At 69.0% G+C, this 20,428-nt stretch carries 13 protein-coding genes and 4 tRNA genes; 9 read left to right on the forward strand and 8 right to left on the reverse strand.

Features of this window, described 5'->3' with window-relative positions:
* Positions 1-57: 57 nt before the first annotated feature.
* Positions 58-2,355 (reverse strand): LCP family protein, encoded by a 2,298-nt coding sequence (locus AB0H76_RS27580; RefSeq protein WP_357329592.1) that lies wholly within the window; start codon positions 2,353-2,355, stop codon positions 58-60.
* A 316-nt stretch (positions 2,356-2,671) separates the two neighbouring features.
* Positions 2,672-3,820, reverse strand: a complete 1,149-nt coding sequence (dusB, locus tag AB0H76_RS27585) for a tRNA dihydrouridine synthase DusB (protein ID WP_357329594.1) — start codon at positions 3,818-3,820, stop codon at positions 2,672-2,674.
* A gap of 172 nt (positions 3,821-3,992) precedes the next feature.
* Between dusB and AB0H76_RS27590 the strand changes: the two genes are divergently transcribed.
* Positions 3,993-4,622, forward strand: a complete 630-nt coding sequence (locus AB0H76_RS27590; protein WP_357329596.1) for a hypothetical protein — start codon at positions 3,993-3,995, stop codon at positions 4,620-4,622.
* Between the two features lie 114 nt (positions 4,623-4,736).
* Here AB0H76_RS27590 and AB0H76_RS27595 read toward each other — a convergent pair whose 3' ends face one another.
* The gene (locus AB0H76_RS27595) at positions 4,737-5,705 is read right to left on the reverse strand and encodes an acyl-ACP desaturase (protein WP_357329598.1); all 969 of its coding nucleotides are present in this window, start codon (positions 5,703-5,705) and stop codon (positions 4,737-4,739) included.
* A gap of 380 nt (positions 5,706-6,085) precedes the next feature.
* Positions 6,086-6,158 (reverse strand) — tRNA-Lys (locus tag AB0H76_RS27600).
* An 824-nt stretch (positions 6,159-6,982) separates the two neighbouring features.
* Here AB0H76_RS27600 and AB0H76_RS27605 point away from each other — a divergent pair.
* The 6 genes from AB0H76_RS27605 to AB0H76_RS27630 all read left to right on the forward strand — a co-directional run bounded on the left by AB0H76_RS27605 (position 6,983) and on the right by AB0H76_RS27630 (position 9,142).
* Positions 6,983-7,648 (forward strand): TetR family transcriptional regulator, encoded by a 666-nt coding sequence (locus AB0H76_RS27605; protein ID WP_357329600.1) that lies wholly within the window; start codon positions 6,983-6,985, stop codon positions 7,646-7,648.
* A 101-nt stretch (positions 7,649-7,749) separates the two neighbouring features.
* Positions 7,750-7,822 (forward strand) — tRNA-Glu (locus tag AB0H76_RS27610).
* Positions 7,823-7,851: 29 nt separating this feature from the next.
* A tRNA-Asp gene (locus tag AB0H76_RS27615) sits at positions 7,852-7,925 on the forward strand.
* 66 nt (positions 7,926-7,991) lie between these two features.
* A tRNA-Phe gene (locus tag AB0H76_RS27620) sits at positions 7,992-8,065 on the forward strand.
* Positions 8,066-8,128: 63 nt separating this feature from the next.
* Positions 8,129-8,305, forward strand: coding sequence for a hypothetical protein (locus AB0H76_RS27625; RefSeq protein ID WP_357329602.1), 177 nt, complete (start codon positions 8,129-8,131; stop codon positions 8,303-8,305).
* 117 nt (positions 8,306-8,422) lie between these two features.
* Positions 8,423-9,142, forward strand: a complete 720-nt coding sequence (locus AB0H76_RS27630; protein WP_357329603.1) for a polyprenol monophosphomannose synthase — start codon at positions 8,423-8,425, stop codon at positions 9,140-9,142.
* A 54-nt stretch (positions 9,143-9,196) separates the two neighbouring features.
* Here AB0H76_RS27630 and AB0H76_RS27635 read toward each other — a convergent pair whose 3' ends face one another.
* The 3 genes from AB0H76_RS27635 to AB0H76_RS27645 all read right to left on the reverse strand — a co-directional run bounded on the left by AB0H76_RS27635 (position 9,197) and on the right by AB0H76_RS27645 (position 13,608).
* Entirely contained in the window at positions 9,197-9,637 is a 441-nt protein-coding gene (locus tag AB0H76_RS27635; protein WP_357329605.1) for a DUF6069 family protein, read from the reverse strand.
* 99 nt (positions 9,638-9,736) lie between these two features.
* Positions 9,737-11,158 carry an HAD-IB family hydrolase gene (locus AB0H76_RS27640; RefSeq protein ID WP_357329607.1) on the reverse strand — a complete coding sequence of 474 codons (1,422 nt, stop codon included), beginning with the start codon at positions 11,156-11,158 and terminating at the stop codon, positions 9,737-9,739.
* Positions 11,155-13,608, reverse strand: coding sequence for a glycerol-3-phosphate 1-O-acyltransferase (locus AB0H76_RS27645; RefSeq protein WP_357329609.1), 2,454 nt, complete (start codon positions 13,606-13,608; stop codon positions 11,155-11,157). Before AB0H76_RS27645 ends, AB0H76_RS27640 begins: the two co-directional genes overlap by 4 nt.
* Positions 13,609-13,847: 239 nt before the next feature.
* On the opposite strand from AB0H76_RS27645, the gene AB0H76_RS27650 reads away from it, so the two are divergent.
* Positions 13,848-15,161, forward strand: coding sequence for a salicylate synthase (locus AB0H76_RS27650; RefSeq protein ID WP_357329611.1), 1,314 nt, complete (start codon positions 13,848-13,850; stop codon positions 15,159-15,161).
* 46 nt (positions 15,162-15,207) lie between these two features.
* On the opposite strand, the gene AB0H76_RS27655 is transcribed toward AB0H76_RS27650, so the two are convergent.
* Positions 15,208-16,818: an AMP-binding protein gene (locus AB0H76_RS27655; RefSeq protein WP_357329613.1), complete on the reverse strand. Its 1,611-nt coding sequence runs from the start codon at positions 16,816-16,818 to the stop codon at positions 15,208-15,210.
* Between the two features lie 132 nt (positions 16,819-16,950).
* On the opposite strand from AB0H76_RS27655, the gene AB0H76_RS27660 reads away from it, so the two are divergent.
* On the forward strand, positions 16,951-20,424 hold the full coding sequence (locus tag AB0H76_RS27660; protein ID WP_357329615.1) for an amino acid adenylation domain-containing protein: 3,474 nt from the start codon (positions 16,951-16,953) through the stop codon (positions 20,422-20,424).
* Positions 20,425-20,428: the final 4 nt, after the last annotated feature.

A 20,428-nucleotide genomic window follows, 5' to 3' on the forward strand; every position in this document is an offset into this window, starting at 1 on the left:
ACTGAACAGTAGTTCCCACTGCTGACGTCGTCACCAACAGTGGGTAAATGCTCGGTGCTACTTGCAGGTGTCGTCGGCCGCGTTGACGTGTTCCAGGTCCGAGGGCAGCGCCACGGTGGTGGCGTTCGGCGCCGTGGTGGTGGGCACGTTGGTGATCGGATCGCCGACCGGGACGGCCGAGCGGATGGTCCCGGTGAAGTCCTTGCCGAGCACGACCTCGATGACGCTGCCGAGCTCGGTATCGGCTTCCAGGCTCGCGCCGGGGATGGCGGTGGCCACGGTGGCTGCCTCGGCCTCGTGGCCCGGGGCGAACCGGACCTTCGTGGTCTGCGAGACGCCGCCGGAGTAGTTGGTCGTGCTGTAGATGTTGAAGCCCTGGTTGCCCAGCTTGTTCGCGACCTGCAACGCCCGGCCCTGGATGTCGGAGCCGTTGGAGACCAGCAGCGAGACGGTGTCCGGGTCGACCGCGGTGTAGGTGGGCGGGGCGGGCGGCGCCGCGGGGCTCGAGCTGATCGGCTCCGCCGTCTTCTCACCGGGCAGCGGGCGGTCGTCGCGGACCGCGCTGAAGATCGCCTTGATGTCGGTCTCGCGCGGGATCTCGTTGCCGTAGGAGGTGGTGCCCGCGGTCGGGATGGTGAGGAAGGTGACCGCCCCCGCCTCTACTTTTTGCAGGGACCGGCCCAGTGTCACCAGATCGTTGGTGGTGACCCCGTCGACGAAGGTGTGCTCCCGGAACGCGCCGATCAATTTGTTGAAGGTGTCCGGATTGAACAGCACCCGGCTCGACAGCATGCTGCGCAGCAGCGAGGCCATGAAGCGCTGCTGCCGGCTGATCCGGTCGTAGTCGCTGCGCTCCTCGCCGTAGACGTGGCGGGCCCGCACGTAGTTCAGCGCGGTCTCGCCATTGACCACCTGCTTGCCTGCCTTCTCCAGCACCGTGCCGAGCACGCCGTCCTGGATCGGCTTGGGCGCGCAGACCTCGACGCCGTTCATGGTGTCGACCATGGCCTGGAACCCGGCGAAGTCGATGCCGATGAAGTGGCTGATGGTCAGGCCGGTCATCTTGCGGACGACGTTGACCAGGCACTTGGGCCCGGCCAGGGCGTAGACCGCGTTCAGCTTGTCGCCGATGGCGGAGGGGAAGACCTCTTTGGTGTATTCGCCCTTGTCGTTGTCCCAGCCGTTGCACTGCGGGCGCGTCACGTCCAGGTCGCGGGGAAACGACACCGCGACAACACGTTTCCGGTTCTTCGGGATGTGCACCAGCATGACGGTGTCGGCGCGGGCGCCCTCGGCGTCGTCGAGCGTGCCCGCGCCCATCTTGCCGTTCACGCCGGCGCGGGTGTCGGTGCCGACGATCAGGTAGTTCTCGTCACCCAACTGGAGGTCGGCGTCGACGACGTCGAGCGGGTTCTCCTCGATCGCGCTGATCTGGTTGAGGCTGTTGTTCGTGGCGCGCAGATAGCTCCAGCCGCCGCCGGTGACGAGCAGGATCAGCACGGCGAGCAGGGCCGCGCCCGCGCGGCCGGAGGTCCGCAGGCGGCGGGTGCGCCGCTGCTTGCTGGCGGCCAGGCGGGACAGTGCCGGGCTGCCAACGGTTTTGGGTGCGGCCTTGGACTTGCCGGTGGTCGGCCAGGACATGCCGGTGCGCTTGGTTTCGGCCGGCTCGGCGGCCTCGGCGACCGGGGCCATCACGTCGGTGACCTCTTCCGGCTTCTCGCGCCGGGCGTTCTTCTTCGCGGGGCCGCGACGCTCGGGCCGCTTGCCCGCGGCGCTGGGTACGCCGGCGCCGGGTGTGCCCGCGATGTCGTCGACGACGGCGGAGGGCCGCGCCACGCCGCGCTGCCGGCCGGTGGCCGGGCGCGCGGTGTCCGCGGATGTGGCGGGCTGGTTGCCGGGGTTTCGTCCGGGGGCCGGGGCGGCGGCCTTCGGGGGCTGGACCGGACGTTGCGCAGAAGAAGCTGGACGGGTGGTTCGCTCGCTCTGCCGCGGTGCGGGATCGGCGGGGCGGCCGGAAGATTCGTTCGGCCGTGCGCCCGATCCGCCCGCGCGGGGCGCCGATTCCGGTCCGCGCGGCCCACGCTCGGCGGGATGGGCGGGCGCGGGCTCGGTGCGCCGGGCGGCCCGCGCGCCGCCGTCGGCGCGGCGCCGGCGGCCACCGCGTTCGGAGTCGACCTTCTGGACGAGGTCCTGGACCGTCAGTGGCGCGTTGCCGGATTCGGCCGTGGTATCCGTGTGCCGGGCGCGACGGGACGTGGTGGAGCCGTCTCGTTCGGTGTCATCCGCCGTGGGATAGCGCTCCCACGGGGCGCGATCTCCGGGCCGTGGCGCTTGCCCGTGCCGATCGTCACCCACCAACGAACCTCGCTTTTCGTCTTCGTCGTCGCCTGGGCCGAGCCCGACCCGGCATGACCGATTCCGCCAATGATAACGATTCCGCCACGACGAGCCAGCCGAGTCCGAAATCGCAGAAGCTGCCGTGCTTTTTTCCGTAGACCCGCCGCTCGTTTGCTGAATATTAGCGATCGGCCGAGTCGTATCGCCGATGCTGAGGCGTTGCCACGAGTCCGAGTTTGCTGGATCGACTACCCCTGATCAGGGCGCTACCGAATGGGCGGACCGCCCATTCGGTTCGGGAGTGTGATCTGCCCGACAGTGAAAGGCCGGTAGGTCAGCCGCCGCTGTGCATGACGTCGGCGCCCGCTGGCACCGTCGGATCCTCCGGGTCGTCGAGCCAGCCGTGCGGTAGCGCCACCTTGCCGGGCGAACCCTGCCTGCCGCGCGGACCCTCGGCGTCCCGGGGGAACGGTGCGCTCGGATCCAGCTGATCGACCAGGCCCCGCAACTCCGCCAGACCCGAGATCGAGGCGAAGGAGCGACGTAGGTCCGCGCCGACCGGGAAGCCCATCAGATACCAGGCCATGTGCTTGCGCAGATCGCGCATGGCCTTCTCCTCGCCGAGGTGCTCGGACAGCAGCGCGCCGTGCCGGTAGAGGATCTCGCCGACCCGGCCCAGGTTCGGCGCTTCCGGCAGCGGTTGACCGCGCAGCGCCGCCTGGAGTTCACCGAACAGCCACGGCCGGCCCAGGCAGCCGCGCCCGACCACCACTCCGTCGCAACCGGTTTCGGCCATCATGCGCACCGCGTCGGCGGCGGAGAAGATATCGCCGTTGCCGAGCACCGGGATCGTCGTGACGGCTTCCTTCAGCCGCGCGATCGCAGTCCAGTCCGCCTCGCCCGAGTACCGCTGCGCGGCGGTGCGCGCGTGCAGCGCGACGGCCTTGGCGCCCTCTTCCTCGGCGATCCGGCCCGCGTCCAGGTAGGTCAGGTGCTCGTCGTCGATGCCGATCCGGAACTTCACCGTCACCGGCACCCCGGCCGGTTCCGCCGCGCGCACCATCGAGCGGACGATGTCGCGGAACAGCTTGCGCTTGTAGGGCAGCGCGGAGCCGCCGCCGAGCCGGGTGACCTTGGGGACGGGGCAGCCGAAGTTGGTGTCGATGTGATCGGCCCAGCCCTCGCCGACGATGATCCGCACCGCTTCGGCGAGCGTGGGCGGGTCGACGCCGTAGAGCTGCATCGAGCGCGGGTGCTCGTCGGCGTCGAAGGACATCATGTGCAGCGTCTTCTCGTTGCGCTCCACCACGGCCCGCGCGGTGATCATCTCGCAGACGTAGATGGTGCTGGAGCTGCCGAACTCGCGGCACAGCTTGCGAAAAGCGAGGTTGGTGATGCCCGCCATCGGCGCCAGCACCACCGGCGGATCGACCGGATACGGCCCGATCGCCAGCTGGTTCTTCGCCTCCGCGGTAACAGTCACGCCCTCCAGTGTCTCAAACGCCGATCTGCCAGGACGAATGCCACCTGTGTCGTTCATGGGGGCGGCGGGTTCGCTCAGGTGGGCTCAGTAGCCTGTACCTGGGGCATTGCAATGCCGCGAGTAATCAGAGGCGGGTCGCGGACTCGGCAACCACCCATCGGAGAGGACCCAGATGGCAGCGAACGAAGACGGCGAACAGACGGTGAAGCTGGACAAGGAGCCGGAGGGCACGCCCGTGCCCGAGGCCGCGCAGTACCACGCTCCGGCCCGGTCGCCGGGTGCGACGGTGTCGCTGCCGCTGTCCGCTCTCCTGCTGGGCGCGGCCGCCGTGCTGTTCGCGGTACTGGCGGGTGTGTTCGGGTTCCTGTGGGTCTCGGCGAAGGGCGATCTGGACGACAAGAACGCCCAGGCCGCCGACAACGTGCATGCCGAACAGGTGGCCACCGATTACGCGATCGGCGCGGCCACGGTGAACTATCAGGACATCAATGCCTGGGTCGCGAAGCTGAAAGCCAATACGACTCCGCAGCTGTCCAACAAATTCGATGCGACGGCCCCGAAGCTCGAACAGATTCTGGTCCCGTTGAAGTGGGCGTCGACCGCCACTCCGATCACCGCCAAGGTGATCTCCGACGACAATGGCGTCTACAAGGTGAATGTGTTCGTGAACGTCTCCTCGACTAATGCGCAGAGTCCCGAGGGCGCGCAAACGACGGTCACCTACAACGTGACCGTCGATCAGAAGTCGGATTGGAAGATCACCGACGTCGGCGGTGTCGACGGCGCATTGCCGTTGAAGTGATATCGAGGTTGAAGCAATAACCTCGGCGCGGAGTTAATGCAATAACGAACGAGCCGCCCCCGTGAATCCGGTGGCGGCTCGTTCGTTTTCGATCGTGTTGCTGGGCGGGGCTTTTCAGCTGGTGGCGCCCGCACTGGCGAGATCGCGCTTCTTGGCCTCGCGCGCCAGCATGCGGTCGCGCTGCTCCTCGAACTTGATCACGTCGCCGGCCAGCTTCTCCAGGAACAGGCCGAGGCGCTCGCGCACCTGCTCGCCACGGGCGGTGAAGTCGGTGCGCTCGAAGATGTCCCACTTCTTGAGCACCGGCTGCACCACTTCCTCGAGGTGCTGGCGCAGGTCGTAGATGCCGTGCTTGGCCATCAGCACGCCGTTGCGCCGGAAGTTGGGCATGCCGGCGCCGGGCATCTGGAAGTTCTCCAGGATCAGGGTGATCGCCTCGATGGCCTGGTCCGGGCTCAGATCGAGGGCGGCGCCGCACAGGTTGCGGTAGAAGATCATGTGCAGGTTCTCGTCGGCGGCGACACGCTGCAGCATGCGGTCGGCGATCGGGTCGTCACAGACCCGGCCGGTGTTGCGGTGGCTGACGCGGGTGGCCAGCTCCTGGAAGGTCACGTAGGCGACCGAGTGCAGGAACCCGGCGTCGGCTTCGGTGGGGGAGGCGAACCCGTTGGTCATGTGGATCATGCGCGCGTTCTCCAGCGCGACCGGATCCACGCCACGGGTCACGACCAGGTAGTCGCGCATCACGATGCCGTGCCGGTTCTCCTCGGCGGTCCAGCGACCGACCCAGGTGCCCCAGGCGCCGTCCATCGAGAAGTTCTCGGCGATCTCGCGGTGGTAGGACGGAAGATTGTCCTCGGTCAGCAGATTCGTGATCATGGCCGCCTTCGCGACCTCGTTCAGCTGGGACTGCTCCGGGTCCCAATCCACCCCGCCGAGTGCCGCGAAGTTGCGGCCTTCGTCCCACGGGACATAGTCGTGCGGATGCCATTCCTTTGCCAGGGAGAGGTGCCGGTTGACGTTTTCTTCGGCAACCGGCTCCAACTCCGTGAGCAGCTCGAGTTGAGTCAGATCCCTTGCCATGTAATAGCCCTTCATTGAGTGCGTCCACGCTTGCAGGTCTTCCCCGAGTAGACCGTGCCGATGCGGCCATACCTTACGGCACCGTAGGTGTGATGCGAAACGCATACACCTGACAAAATCGGGCCCGGTGATACACCTCATACGACAGTCCCGGGGTACCACGTGCGGCCGAGTGTATGCCTCTTCGGTGAATTCCCGGGAGGCTCGAGGATCGTGTCCGCGTGCCACCGGGTGGTCTATCGGCAGGGGCGCGAAGTTGTTAGCGCGTCCGGCGTGGCGCGGGCCGTGCGGGACCACCGCGGGCGGGATGGCCTGCCGGAGCGGGCGTTCGGCCCCGGGTACGAGTCAGGCGCCCGGTGGGAACCGGACGCCTGCGGGAGTGCCCCCAGTAGGGCTCGAACCTACGACCTGCGGATTAAAAGTCCGTAGCTCTACCAACTGAGCTATAGGGGCGCGAGGGGCAGTGTAATAGGCGCGGGGCCGAACCCATAACCGGGGGAGTGGTCGGGTTCGGAACCCGGGCCGGCGGCAGCGCGGGGTTAGCGGGGCCGGGTAACGCACGGGACGGTCGCAGCGATCTTGGCGGTAACTGGTTGCCCCCCAGCTTTGTTCATTCGACACACTCCGGGATATCATCGAAATATGTTGTGCACCAAAGGCTTTGCAGTCGTTGGGGGTGTGGAGGCGGAGTCCGGGGGCGGAGAGCCGAGGCGTGAGGCGATGTCGCGCGCGGTCGGGCTCGTGGGCGGCCGCACCGGCCGGTTCGGGTGAACGGCACTGCGGCGCTGGCGAATTGGGTACCCGGCCGGACCAGCCCTGAAGTTAGCCGATCATTTGCTGTAACGCTTAGTTCGACATCCTGGCTATCTGACTCTTCGGTTTGCCGCGTGTCGGGTGATGATTCCGGGTACCGTGACGCATTGGTGAATTCCGGACGAATCGTCGGCGCGGCCGGTGGTCTGGAATTCGGCTTATCTTTGTTGTGCCCCAACGTGTCGCGAACGCTACGGCCGGTCGCGACTTCCCAGGAGTCGACGCCGCAGGAGGCTGATCCGAGAAGACGAACCCGGGTGCGCACCCCCTGCAGCGCACCCGGGCAGGAAAACTATACCAGCTGGTGTGTTTCAGGTTTTCGCATAGTTTTCGTACCGAAAGTTTGAAAACCGGGCAACAAACCGGTTTGAAGTATTGAAAAATCCCATAACTTCGCGCCAAGGGGTCCGTTCCATTTCGGGGGGTTCGATTGGCGGCGATAAGGCTTCGGAGGCGTTTCGAGCATGGCACGGCAGCAAGAGCGGGCCCGCCGGACACGTGCGGCGATAATCAGGTCTGCCGCCGTTGAGTTCGGGAAGAGCGGCTATGCCGCTGCATCGCTCAACCGCATATTGGAAGGTTCCCGCGCGACCAAGGGCGCCATGTACTTCCATTTCGATTCGAAGGAAGACTTGGCGCGTGCGGTCCTGGAGACGGCGGTGGAGCGCTATCGCGCCTCCGCCGAACGATGGCTCACACGAACAGATCTCGGCCCACTCGACACCCTGCACGGGATGATCGACGAGATGGCGCTGCGGCTCGAGCACGACATCATCGTGCAGGCCGAGAACCGGCTCATCATCGAACCCGACTTCTATCGGGACGTGCAGTCCGGCGGCGGGCGCATCCTGGCCCGGGCGACGCGCACCCTCACGGTGCGCGCGATCGAACACGGGCAGCTACGTCAGGACGCCGATCCGGATCGCTTCACCCGCACGCTGACGGCCGCGCTGGCCGGCCAGCGCTACCTGGTCGACACCCTCGGCGGCGGCATCGAGCTACGCGGCCGGTTCGCCGAAGCGCTGGAGGTTATCGTCGAGTCGATGGCCACGCCGGAGTGGGCGGAGAAGTTCCGCGCCGACGGCTGGCGGGCCTCGGCACGGCTCGAAGAGCTCGGATTGGCGCTCTGACCAGCCGATTTGGAACTCTCGGCGAGGCTGTCATAAGCTATGCGAGCTCCCAACGGAACGCACTACACCGTTGAAAGCCGGTCCAGAGCAATCTGGGACGAGCCCCCTTCGTCTAGCGGCCTAGGACGCCGCCCTTTCAAGGCGGTAGCGCGGGTTCGAATCCCGTAGGGGGTACGGTCTTCGGACTGTTGGTAGCACAGCAAGGCCCTGTGGCGCAGTTGGTTAGCGCGCCGCCCTGTCACGGCGGAGGTCGCGGGTTCGAGTCCCGTCAGGGTCGCAAGTGTGTGAACGCCGGAGTAATCCGGCGTTTCGCATTAGCATGGCATTCGCTCCGGGTGTCTGCGGCCAGGTAGCTCAGTTGGTACGAGCGACCGCCTGAAAAGCGGTAGGTCGCCGGTTCGATCCCGGCTCTGGCCACAAATCGAAATCCCCTCGACCTAGTCGGGGGGATTTTTTGCGCGACGGTGGGATGCTGGAGGCATGGCTGATCAACAGTGGTACTACTGCCTGAAGCATCATCGGGCCGAGCAGGGCAAGAAGTGCTGGTTCGCGGATCGGATGGGCCCCTATCCGGATCAGGCGACCGCCGAGCAGGCGCTGGAGATCGCGAAGGCCCGCAATGAGGGGGAGGACGCGAAGGACTCCTGGGGGAACTGAGCGGGCCCGCGCGGGTCTAGGTGGAACTGCTCAGGGCACGGTCAGATCGATCAAGTACGGTTTCTCGGTAAGTTTCTGAGAAATCCGACGAATGCTGGTGAGCAGGGAGGGCGACCCTTGAGGGTTACCGTTGTTGTGCCGACCTACAACGAGCGGGAGAATCTGCCGGTGGCGGTGGAGCGGCTGACGGCGCTTCCGGTGTCCGACCTGCATGTGCTCGTCGTTGACGATAATTCCCCCGACGGCACCGGGGAGGTGGCCGACAAGCTGGCGGCCGAGTTGCCCAACGTGGTCGGGGTGCTGCATCGCACCGAAAAGGACGGCCTGGGCCGGGCCTACATCGCCGGGATTACCCGGGCGCTCGACGAGGGCGCCGATGTGGTCATCCAGATGGATGCCGATCTGTCGCATCCGGCCGAGGTCATTCCGGCGATGCTGGAGAAGCTGGCGACCACCGACGCGGGCGTGGTGCTCGGGTCGCGCTACGTCGCCGGGGGGTCCACCGCCACGGAGTGGAAGTGGTACCGCAAGGCGCTCTCGGCGTGGGCCAACTTCTACGTGAACCTGCTGCTGCGGCTCGGCGTCAAGGACGCCACCGCCGGGTTCAAGGCGTGGAAGGCGGATACCTTGCGCGCCATCGACGTTGCCTCGATCAAGAGCAACGGCTACTCGTTCCAGGTGGAGATGAACTACCGGACCGTGAAGAAGGGCTTCCACATCGCGGAGGTGCCGATCCGGTTCGAGGAGCGCACCCTCGGCGCCTCGAAAATGAGCCTGAAGGTGCAGCTGGAGTCGGCGCTGATGCCGTGGAAGCTGCTGTTCGGCCGCTCCGTCTGACCCCGCACGCGCGAAAGCCCCGCATCCGATCCGGATGCGGGGCTTTTCGCTCGCTCACGCCCCGATCAGCTTGCGGCGCAGGCCTTCGGTGGCCACGACGATGGCCGGAACCAGGGTCAGGTGCGTGATCGAGAGCGCGATCGTGGAGGCGGTGTCGAAGTCGGCGGCCACGGTCAGGCCGATGGTGGCGACGGCGAGCGCCGAACCGACGACCGCGGCGACCCGCAGTACGCCGACCCACTTGTAGGACACCAGGGCGGCGACGGTGAGCCCGATCAGCAGTGGGACGACGGTCAACATGATGATCCCGCCGGGCGCCACGCTAGCGGTCACGCCGTCGGTGGTCATTTCGAAGGAGCCGCCGGCGGCCGCGCCGAGCAGCCAGACGATCAGGTTGGCCAGCAGGGCCGCGCCGGTCGCGCCGAGGACGGCGACCGGACGGCTGAGTGCGGGGATGCGGGCGGTGGTGGTGGCGATGGCGGTCGTGGTGCTCATGATGATCTCCTGAGGTGTGGCTGTGAAGTTCGTGTGAGACCATCCTGAAACCTCAACAATTGTTTGGGTCAACCCCTGTGTGCCGCAGCGTGTTCCAGATCACTCGGCGCCGGGCCAATCCAGCAGCGTGTCCAGGTACAGCTGCCGGACGGCCGCGACCTCGTCGTCCAGCGCGGCGGGATCCCAGGCGCCGACGTCGATCGGCGGGAGCAGGGCGACGTCGACCGTGCCCCGGCGCGCGATCATCGAATCGCGCCAGGAGATCTCACCCGCGTTGCGGATCACTATCGGGATCACCGGGACGCCCGCCTGGCGCGCGATGTGGAACGCGCCCTTCTTGAACGGCCCGACTTCCGGTGTGTAGGACCGGGTTCCCTCCGGCGCGATCGCGATGGACAGCCCGTCCCGCAGCGTCCGCACCACCGGCTCCAGCGCGGCGCGGGTCCCCACGGCGTCCTTGCGGTCGATGAAGGTGACGCCGACGAAGCGCATGAGCGGTCCGAAGACGGGGTTCTTGGTCAGTTCCTTCTTGCCGATGCCGGTGACGCCGCCGGCCAGCACCTTCGGCACGATGATCACGTCGAACTGGCTCTGATGGTTGAACAGGAACACCGCGGGCCGCGGGGTGTGCGCGTATTCGGCGCCGGAGGTGACGCGCAGGCGCACGCCGAGCACCGTCAGGGTGGCTCCGGTGCCGTAATCCATCAGGGCGTCGGCCATTTTGCGCCGCTGCCGGGTGTAGGACTTGCTCAGCACCCCGGCGAACGCGCCGCCCAGCAGGGCGATGAACGCCGCGACGGTGCGCAGATAGTCGGTCGCGTGCGGGGACTGGCGCGGCCGGAAGGTCAGGACCGGCCACCGGTGCTCGGCGGCGGCGACGGTGAGCTTGCGTTCCGGGTTCACCGCGGTCGGGTGGCCGAGCAGTGTGAGCAAGGGTAGGTCGGACACCCCGTCGGCATAGCCGTAGCTGCGCGCGAGATCCAGCTCCCGGTCGGCGGCGAAGGCGCGGACCGCGTCGGCCTTGCCGTTGCGCCACAGGGTTTTCCCCTCGGCGTACCCGGTGAGCGTCCCGTCGACGGTCGCCATCGGCGTGGCCAGCACGTGCGGGATGCCCAGCATCGCGGCGGCGGGCGCCACCTGGAACCGGGTCAGCGCGCTGACCAGCACCACCGTGTGGCCCGCGGCCTCGTGGGTCCGGATCAGCTGCCACGCTTCGGGATACAGGTGCCCGTAGACGGTGCTCTTGAACAGCTGCACGCCCAGCGCGTCGAGGTCGGCTTCGCGCTGGCCGGCCAGCGCGAAGGAGGCCTGCTGCAGGAACCGGCTGTACTCGCCGTCGGTGAGGCCGTTGCGGATGCCGCCGAGCAGGGTCGCCGTGGCGGTGGCGTCGCGCTGGAAGATCCGCCGGTAGAGCCGAGGCCGGGTGAAACCGTCGACTACCGCGCCGAAATCGAAGATGGCCGCGATCCGCGGGCCCTGCGGCCCGGTGCGGATCGCGGTGAGCGTCTCCTCCAGGTTCACTGCGCGGGCTCCCGGTTGGACGGGTCCAGCGCGGCCGCGCGCGAGATCCGGATGGTGATGGTGCGCAGCTGCTGGGCGAAGGCGGCGCGGCGCTCGGACAGCGCGGCGCGGTCCTTGGCCGACTCCTGGCCCACCGGCGTGAGCAGGCCGTGATTGTCGGCGAGCTTCAGTGCGCTGGTGAATAATTCGGTGGAGACCGACTCGGGGCTGTGCAGCCGCTGCTGCAACAGCATCTGCCTGCCCACCTTCACGCACTCGTCGATGAACTGCTTGCGGTCCACCTCCAGCCCCGGATCGCGGGCCGCCAGCCGTTCGGCCACCACCAGCTGCGCTTCGAAGAACGAGCGCAGCACCCGGTGCGCCATCATGAAGCCGGACTCGGTGAGCCGGTCCAGGATGTCGGCGCCGAAGGTGTCCTCGCGGGTGTGGCTGCGCCACTGCGGGTCGACCAGCAGCATCTCGTCGGTCATCCGGGCGGCGAAGCCGGCCCGGTCCGGGAAGAAGAACTCGAACTTGAGCAGATCGCGCAGTTCGTAGGCCTCGTCCCAACCGGCCCGCAGTTGATCCGGATCCTCGGATTCGATCGCGGCCAGGATGGACAGCTCGAGGATGGCCCGGTCGACGAACCAGTGCACGCCGCTGTTGCGGTAGAACGCGGCCTCCAGGTGCGCGCCCGGCTCGATCGAGAACACCGGTTCCAGCCCGCCCCGGTAGATGGTGACCACATTGGCCAGCGAAAGCTGTTCCAGCACCACGGCCAGGCTCTGCTCGTCGCGCAGGGCGGCGAGTTCGCCGCTGGGCAGGCCGCGCTTGTCGATGTAGTGCAGCACCGGATCGAGCACGGCCCGGACCTCGCCCAGGGTGAGCGCGCGATCGTGCACGCCGAGCAGGGCCAGCGTGGCCAGCGCGTTGACGGTGATCGGGGTGACCGCGTTGATGCCGACGGCGATCTCGAAGGCCAAGCGTTGCACGGCCTTCCGTTCCTGCTCCTCGACCTCGGCGTCGGGTGCGGCGACGCTTTCGGTGCCCTGGGCGTCGGTGCGGTGCAGCGGTATCGCGGTGGCCGGCTCGCTCAGCGGGTCGCCGTGCGCGGCCAGCCGATCGCGGGCCGAGAGTGGTTCGCCGAAGCGCACATACACGTGTCCGGCCGAATGCTGCTGGCTGCGCACGTAGCGCGCCAGCCAGGCCAGGCCCTCCGGCTTCTTCTTGCCGCCGACCTGTTCGCTGGCGATCGCGCCGAGTTCGTTGAGCCGCTCGTAGGTGATCGACACCGGCACCAGCAGCACGTCGTCGACCCGGTTCCGGCGCACCGCGGCGGCGAGGTAGTTCAGCAGTCCGTAGCGCGGCGGGCGCAGCTTGCCGGTGCGGGTGCGGCCGCCTTCGAAGTACCACTCCAGGTTGAAGCGCTTGGCCAGCAGGTAGGCGAAGTATTCCTCGACCACCGCCTTGTAGACCTCGTCCTCGCCGAAGCTGCGGCGGATGAACACGGTGCCGGTGCGCCGCGCGATCGGCCCCATCGGCCAGAAGCTCAGGTTCGCGCCGCCGATCACGTGGTTCGGCGGGAAGTCGTTGCGGGCCAGCACGTCACCGAGCACGAAGGCGTCCACGTAGGAGCGGTGCGAGGGCAGGAAGACCAGGGGATAGCGCCGGTTGAGCGTGCGCAGCGTGGCCAGGCCGGATTCGTCGGTGTCGACCTTCCAGGTCGAGGCGTGCACCGGGCGCATGGCCTGGGTGAACAGGTCCGAGACGAGCCGGGACTGCGCGGCGACGAGTTCGTTGAGCCCTTTCTCCGCGCGGCGGTACACCTCGTGGGTGGGCGTCTCGGTCTGGTCGGCGATCAACTCCAGCCGGCGCAGGAACTCGGGGCGGTCCAGGATTTCCTCGGCCACCAGCCGCGGCACCTTGTAGCGGTCGCCGATGATGGTGCGCTCGGCGCGTTCCAGCGCCACCACGCCGGCGCGCACGATGGCGCGGGCCAGCGGCTCGCCGGAGCCGGTCGACAGCATCGCTGTCGCCTCCGGATTATTTGCTTGAAGTTCGCTGAGGAGCGCGGGGCGGCCGGTGAGCACCACGTGCCGGTCCGGTTCCCTGCGCGCGAGTCGGCGCTGCGCGAGGCGGTTCGGCTTGCGCGGGTTGGTCATCGTGGCCAGGTCGGTGAACGTGATACGGCGCACGCCGTCGCGCTCCGGCGGCAGCCACAGCACCCGCACCGGGACCACCAGCGGATCGTCGTGCCTGCCGACCAGGCGGGTGGCGATCGCGCCCGCGTCCATATCCAGTTGCGTCACGGGCGCATTCGCGCCGAACTCGCGGGCGATACCGCCCGCCGTCAGCCAGTCGCCGACGAGCTGCCGCTCCACGGGTGAGGAGGCCTCGATCAAGGCCACCACCGAGGCGGGCGGCGTCGTGCGCTGAGCCGGTGCGGATGCACCCCGGCCGTGATCGATCATGACTGTCCCTCCGCGACGGCGTTCCCCCTATTCAAGCGGCACCGGGCGAATCGCGCAGGTATCTCGGGCGCTTGACTCGCATCGGCGCCGAATCGAGCTGTGCCGGGCGGGGTATCGCACCGGCCGCGGCGCGGGGTTTGCTGAGTTGTGGAACGAGTGTCTTTCGACACCCGGCCACATCGGCCAGGTAATGCTAACCTTACTTCCCAAAGTTAGGTCAGCATTACCTTGGAGGACCGTTGTCGACCACGGACGAGCGCTTGCGCGTGGTGTATGTAACCGATCCGGCGGCAGCAGTGTCCCAGCTGGCGGCCGCGGAGAGGTTCGGCGAGTACGTCATGTACGAGCGTCCGGGGGAGTGGGTGTTCGCGGCCGACCCGATCGGCGGCGTCGAACTGGACGCTCACGAATTGCGAGTGACCTGGGCCGGGCAGACCACCGTGAGCAGCTGGGCCGGCAAACCGGCCGCGGTGCTGGATCGCGCGCTGGGCCTGCTGCCGGTGGGTGCGCGGAAGGCCTACGGGTGGATCGGCTTCGAGTTCTGCGCTTGGGCGCTGGACGCGACCGCCCACGTGGCCGAGCGGACACCACTGGCGCACCTGATGATTCCGCGGCTCGAGGTCGTCTTCGACGACTCCGGCGTGCGCATCACGGGCGCCACCGAGGCCGAGGCCGCCGATATCCGCGAGCTCATCACGGCCTCGCAGCTGAGCCCGCTGCCGCAGGCGGAGCCCGCCGACGTCCGTGCGGATCCGACCGGATACCGGGACCGGGTCGCGGCCGCGGTCGGCGAAATCCGGTCCGGGCGTTACCAGAAGGTCATTCTGTCCCGGAAGGTCGAACTGCCCTTCGCGGTGGACGTGCCCGCCACCTACCGGCTCGGGCGCACGAACAACACGCCGGCGCGGTCGTTCCTGCTGCGGCTGGGCGGACTCGAAGCGGCGGGCTTCAGTCCCGAGCTGGTCGCCTCGGTGGACGAGCAGCGAGTGGTCACCACCGAGCCGCTGGCGGGCACCCGGGCCTTCGGCTTCGGTGCGACCGTCGACCAGGCGGCGCGGGCGGATCTGCTCAGCGACCCGAAAGAGATCGTGGAGCACGCGATTTCGGTGCAGACCTCGTTCGCGGAGATCGCCGCGGTGGCCGATCCGGGCAGCACCGCGGTCTCGGATTTCATGGCGGTGCGCGAGCGCGGCAGCGTTCAGCACCTGGCCTCCACGGTGCGTGGCCGGTTGGCCCCGGGTCGCTCGGCCTGGGACGCACTGGAGATTCTGTTCCCGTCGGTGACCGCGTCCGGCATTCCCAAGCGGGCCGGCGTCGACTCGGTCTTCCGGCTCGACGGCGCGACCCGCGGGCTGTACTCCGGTGCCGTGGTGACGATTTCGCCGTCCGGCGCGCTGGAGGCGACGCTGGTGCTGCGCGCGGTCTACCAGAACGCCGAGGGCGCCTGGCTGCGGGCGGGCGCGGGCATCGTCGGACAGTCACGCCCGGAGCGGGAATTCGAGGAGACCTGCGAAAAGCTGGGTAGCGTCGCGCCTTACGTGGTCAAGGCCTGAGGCCGGGGGCTGGGCAGCGCCGAAAAGCGCTGCCCAGCCGGTTCGTTCAGTGCGCGGCGCGCAGCGCCTTCTTGTCGATCTTGCCGACCGCGGTCACCGGTAAGGTGTCCGCGCGGCGGAGCACGTCCGGCAGCTTGTAGGTGGCCAGGCCGCGGTCGCTGAGGAAGGTCTTGATCTGCGCGAGGGTCGGCAGGTCGCCGTCGACAACCAGGACGGCGCAGACCTTTTCGCCGAGCGCGGCGTCCGGCAGGCCGACCGCGGCGGCGTGCCGGACCGCGGGGTGCGCGAGCAGGTGTTCCTCGAGCTCGTCACAGGAGACGTTCTCCCCGCCGCGGTTGATGACGTCCTTGATCCGCCCGGAGACGACGAGGTGGCCGGAGGGCAGCTGCCGCACCAGATCACCGCTGCGGTAGTAACCGTCGGGGGTGAAGGCGCGCGCGTTGTGCTCGGGGGCGCGGTAGTAGCCGCGAATCGTGTAGGGGCCCTTGGTGAGCAGTTCGCCCTCCGCGCCCGGCTCGACGTCGTTGCCGGCGCCGTCGACGACCCGGATCTCGTCGGCCGCCGACAGCGGGCGGCCCTGGGTGGTGTGCAGCAGTTCGGCGGCGTCGTCGAGGCGGGTGAAGTTGAGCAGGCCCTCGGCCATGCCGAACACCTGCTGCAGGGTGGCGCCGAGCGCGGGCGTGACCTCCTTGGCGTTCACCTCGGCCAGGCGGGCGCCGCCGACCTGGAGCAGGCGCAGCGAACTCAGGTCGGCGTCCTCCCATTCGGTGGCCGCGCACCAGAGTTGCGCCAGCGGCGGCACCACCGCGGTCACCGTCACGTGATGGCGTTCGATGGCGGCGAAGGCGTTCTCCGGGCTGGGATCGGTGACGAAGGTGACCGCGCCGCCCGTCGCGATGGTGCCGAGGATGCCGGGGCAGGCGAGCGGGAAGTTGTGCGCGGCGGGCAATGTCGCGAGATAGACGTCCGCGGCGCCGAGCTCGCAGACCGCCGCGCTGGCGGTGGCGTTGTAGGCATAGTCGTCGTGGGTGCGCGCGATCAGCTTCGGCAGGCCGGTGGTCCCGCCGGAGACCAGCATGAGCGCGATGTCGCGGGAATCGATCTCGGGCAGCGCCGTGCCGTCGCGGGGCACCGAGTTCAAAGCGGTGAACTCGCCCGGGTCGCCGGCGACCAGGACGTGGCGCAGCGCGGGCACCGCCGCGCGGACCGTCGAGGCCAGTTCGCGGTAGTCGAAATCGCCCTGCCGGTCGGCGATCACATAGGCGACCGCGTCGGAAAGCCGTGCCAGATGCTCGATTTCGGCCCGGCGGTGCGCGGGCAGCGTGAGCACCGGGATGATCCCGGCGCGCAGCAGGCCGAAGAGCACGGTCAGGAACTCCGGGATGTTCGGCAGTTGCACGACCACCCGATCGCCGGGCGCGATACCGAGTGCGAGCAGGCCGTGCGCCATCCGATCGGCGGCTGTGTCCACCTGTGCATAACTTCGCACCGCGGCGTCGTCGAGCAGGAGCGGGCGGTCCGGGTGTGCCCGGGCGGCGGTGCGCAGCAGGTCGCCCAGCGGGCGGCCGGCCCAGAAGCCCGCCGCGCGGTAGGACTCCGCCGCGGCATCGGGGAAGGGTACATAGCCGGCGCGGTGGTCGGTGGGCGTGGAAGTCACGGGCTGCCTCACATGCTGGGGGAAATCGGGGGCCTCTATGTAGGTTAGGCAACCCTATCTCAGTGCGATACTCTTGGCGCGAGCAGTAGTGAGCCGCCGCGCGCGGCGGCAACCGAGGAGTGACGGCCGAACATGGAGTCAGCGCAGATCAGCCGGGACGAGATCCGGGCCGCCATCGCCACGCAACTGGGCATCGAGGCCGGTGACGTCGGCGCCGACGCCGACCTGATCCAGCTCGGCCTGGATTCCATCCGCACCATGAAGCTCGCCGGCGGCTGGCGCAAACGCGGGCTGGACATCAACTTCGCGCAACTGGCGGCCAACCCGACGGTCGACGGGTGGTTCGAATTGCTCGGCGGCAGCGATGAACCCGCCGCCCCGGCCGAGCCGGTCGCGGTCGCGGCGGGCACGCCGGACGAGAACGCGCCGTTCCCGCTGGCGGCCATGCAGCATGCCTACTGGATCGGGCGCTCCGACGAGCAGGACCTGGGCGGCGTCGCCGCGCACCTCTACGTCGAGTTCGACGGCGCCGGTGTCGATCCCGAGCGTCTGGGCCGGGCAGTGAGCGACCTCGTCGCGGTGCATCCGATGCTGCGGACGAAAGTTCTGCCGGACGGCACCCAGCAGGCGATCCCCGCCCCGGTGGTCCCCGTTTTCGCGGTGGTCGACCTGCGTACGCACGCGCCGGAGTCCGCCGAGGCGGAGCTGGAGCGCTTGCGCGACACCAAGACTCATCAGCGGCTGGCGATCGAGGACGGGCAGGTGCTCGACATCACGCTGAGCCTGCTCCCCGGCGATCGCACCCGGCTGCACCTGGATGTGGACATGCTCGCGGGCGACGCGATGAGCTACCGCGTGCTGATCTCGGATCTGGCCGAGCTCTACCACGGCGGTACCGTCCCGGAGCAGGGCTACAGCTACCGCCGCTACCGCACCGAGCGCCCGGTCGACACGGCCGCGCGCGCTCGCGACAAGCAGTGGTGGCAGGACCGGTTGCCGGAATTGCCCGGCGCCCCCGAGCTGCCGACCATTCCGGTCAGCGAGCGGGCCGACCCGCACCGCACCGTCCGCTACAACCACTGGCTCGCGCCGGAGGCCAAGGAGCGGTTGCTCGCCGCGGCGCACGCCCGGGGCATCACCCCGGCCATGGCGCTGGCCGCGGTCTTCGCCGAGACCATCGGCGGCTGGTCGGCGCAGAGCCGGTTCCTGCTGAATGTGCCGCTGTTCCACCGGGAACCGGTGCATCCGGACATCGATCGGGTGATCGGCGACTTCACCTCCTCGATCATGCTCGAGGTGGACGTCAGCGCGAACGTGACGGTCGCCGAGCGGGCCAAGGCGCTGCAGCGCGCCATGCACGAAAGCGGCGCGCACACCGCTTATTCCGGTCTCGAGGTGCTCCGCGATCTGGGGCGCCGGCGGGGGGAACCGGTGCTCGCGCCGATCGTCTACACCAGCGCGCTGAACCTGGGCGAACTGTTCGCCACGGCGGTCACCGAGACCTTCGGCGAACCGGTGTGGATCATTTCGCAAGGCCCGCAGGTGCTGCTGGACGCGCAGGTCACCGAGGTGCGCGGCGGATTGCTGCTGAACTGGGATGTGCGCGAGTCCGCGTTCCCGGCCGGCATGATCGACGCGATGTTCGCCCGGTACACCGACGCGATCGGCCGGCTCGGCGCGGGGGAGGCCGGCTGGAGCGCGGAAGCCGCGGTGCGACTGCCGGTTTCCCAGGCCGCGACGCGTGCCACGGTGAACGCGACCGACGGACCGGTGTCCGGCCGCGTGCTGCACGAGGGTTTCTTCGACCACGCCCGCGCCACGCCGGACGCCCCGGCGGTGCGCTGGACGCGCGACGGCGCGGACGGTGGCTGGAGCTACGCGGAGCTTGCCGCGCAGGCTCTTTCGGTGGCGGCCGCGCTGCACGAGGCCGGGGTGCGCCCGGGCGCGACGGTCGCGGTGCAGCTGCCCAAGGGCCCGGATCAGATCCTGGCCGTGCTCGGCGTGCTCGCGGCGGGCGCGGCCTATGTGCCGATCGGGTTCGACCAGCCGGTCGGCCGGCGCGCGGAGATCCTGCGCACCGGCGACGTGCTCGCCGCGCTCACCGTCGACGACGCCGACCTGGACAGTCCCGGCATCACCTGCGTGCCGCTCTCGGCGGCCCGCCGGCACCCGAATCCGCTGGGCGCGCCGGTGCTTCCGGATCCGGAGTCGATCGCCTATGTGCTGTTCACCTCCGGTTCCACCGGCCTGCCGAAGGGTGTCGACGTGCCGCATCGCGGCGCGATGAACACCATCGACGCGGTGAACGACTGGTTCGAGGTCGGCGCGCACGACAGCGTGCTCGGCCTGTCGGCGCTGGAGTTCGACGCCTCGGTGTACGACATGTTCGGCATGTTCGCGGTCGGCGGCACGGTGGTGGCGCTTTCGGCGGCGCAGCGCGAGGAGGCCACCAGCTGGGTGGAACTGCTGACCCACCATCGGGTTTCGATCCTGAACTGCGTGCCGAGCATGCTCGACATGATCCTGGAGATCGGCGGCGAGCACCTGGGTGACGCGCTGCGCGCCGTGACCCTGGGCGGGGACTGGGTCGGGGCCGACCTGGCCCGCCGACTGGCCCGGCAGGTGCCCGGCTGCCGGTTCTCCGGCCTGGGCGGCGCCACCGAAACCTCGATCCACAACACGATTTGCGAGGTCGCCGACCCGCCCGCGCACTGGGCCACCGTTCCGTTCGGTGTCCCGCTGCGCAATGTGCGCTGCCGCGTGGTGAATTCGGCCGGCCGGGACTGCCCGGACTGGGTGCCGGGCGAATTCTGGGTCGGTGGCGCCAATGTCGCGGCGGGATACCGCAACGACCCGGAGCGCACCGCCGAACGTTTTGTCACCCATGACAATCTGCGTTGGTACCGCACCGGCGACATGGCGCGCTACTGGCCGGACGGCACCATCGAATTCCTGGGCCGCGCCGACCATCAGGTGCAGATCCGGGGCTACCGCGTGGAATTGGGCGAGGTGGAGGCCGGTCTGCGGACCGCGCCGGGCGTGCGGCACGCGGTGGCCGCCGTTGTCGGCACGGGCGCGCCCAAGCTGGTCGCGGCGGTCGCGGGCACTGCCGGCAGCGCCGCGGACATCGTGGCCGCCGTCCGGGATCTGTTGCCCGCCTACATGATTCCGACGCGGATCGAGATCCTGGACCAGATGCCGCTGACCGCCAACGGGAAACTGGATCGCCGCGCGGTGACCGCGCTGCTGGCGCCGGATGCGAACGCGGCCGCCGCGGCCGCACCCGCCACCGCGCTGGAGGGCGCGCTCGCCACGATCGTGGCCGAGGTCCTGGGTGCCGAACGGGTCGGCGTGCACGATGACTTCTTCGCGATCGGCGGCGATTCGGTGCTCGCGACCACCGCGGTGGCCCGCGCCCGGGAATGGCTGGAGATCGAGGACGCGCGCGTCGCCGATCTGCTGGCCGGGCGCACCATCGCCGGCCTGGCCCGGCGCCTGCTCGAGCGTGAGCAGGCGCGCGGCGCCGCGGGGCGCTTGGAGACCGTGGCCGCCCTGTACCTGGAGGTCGCCGCGATGAGCGACGACGAGGTGCTCGCCGAGGCCTGAGGGC

It is taken from the genome of Nocardia sp. NPDC050712 (genome assembly GCF_040654295.1).
Taxonomy (GTDB): domain Bacteria; phylum Actinomycetota; class Actinomycetes; order Mycobacteriales; family Mycobacteriaceae; genus Nocardia.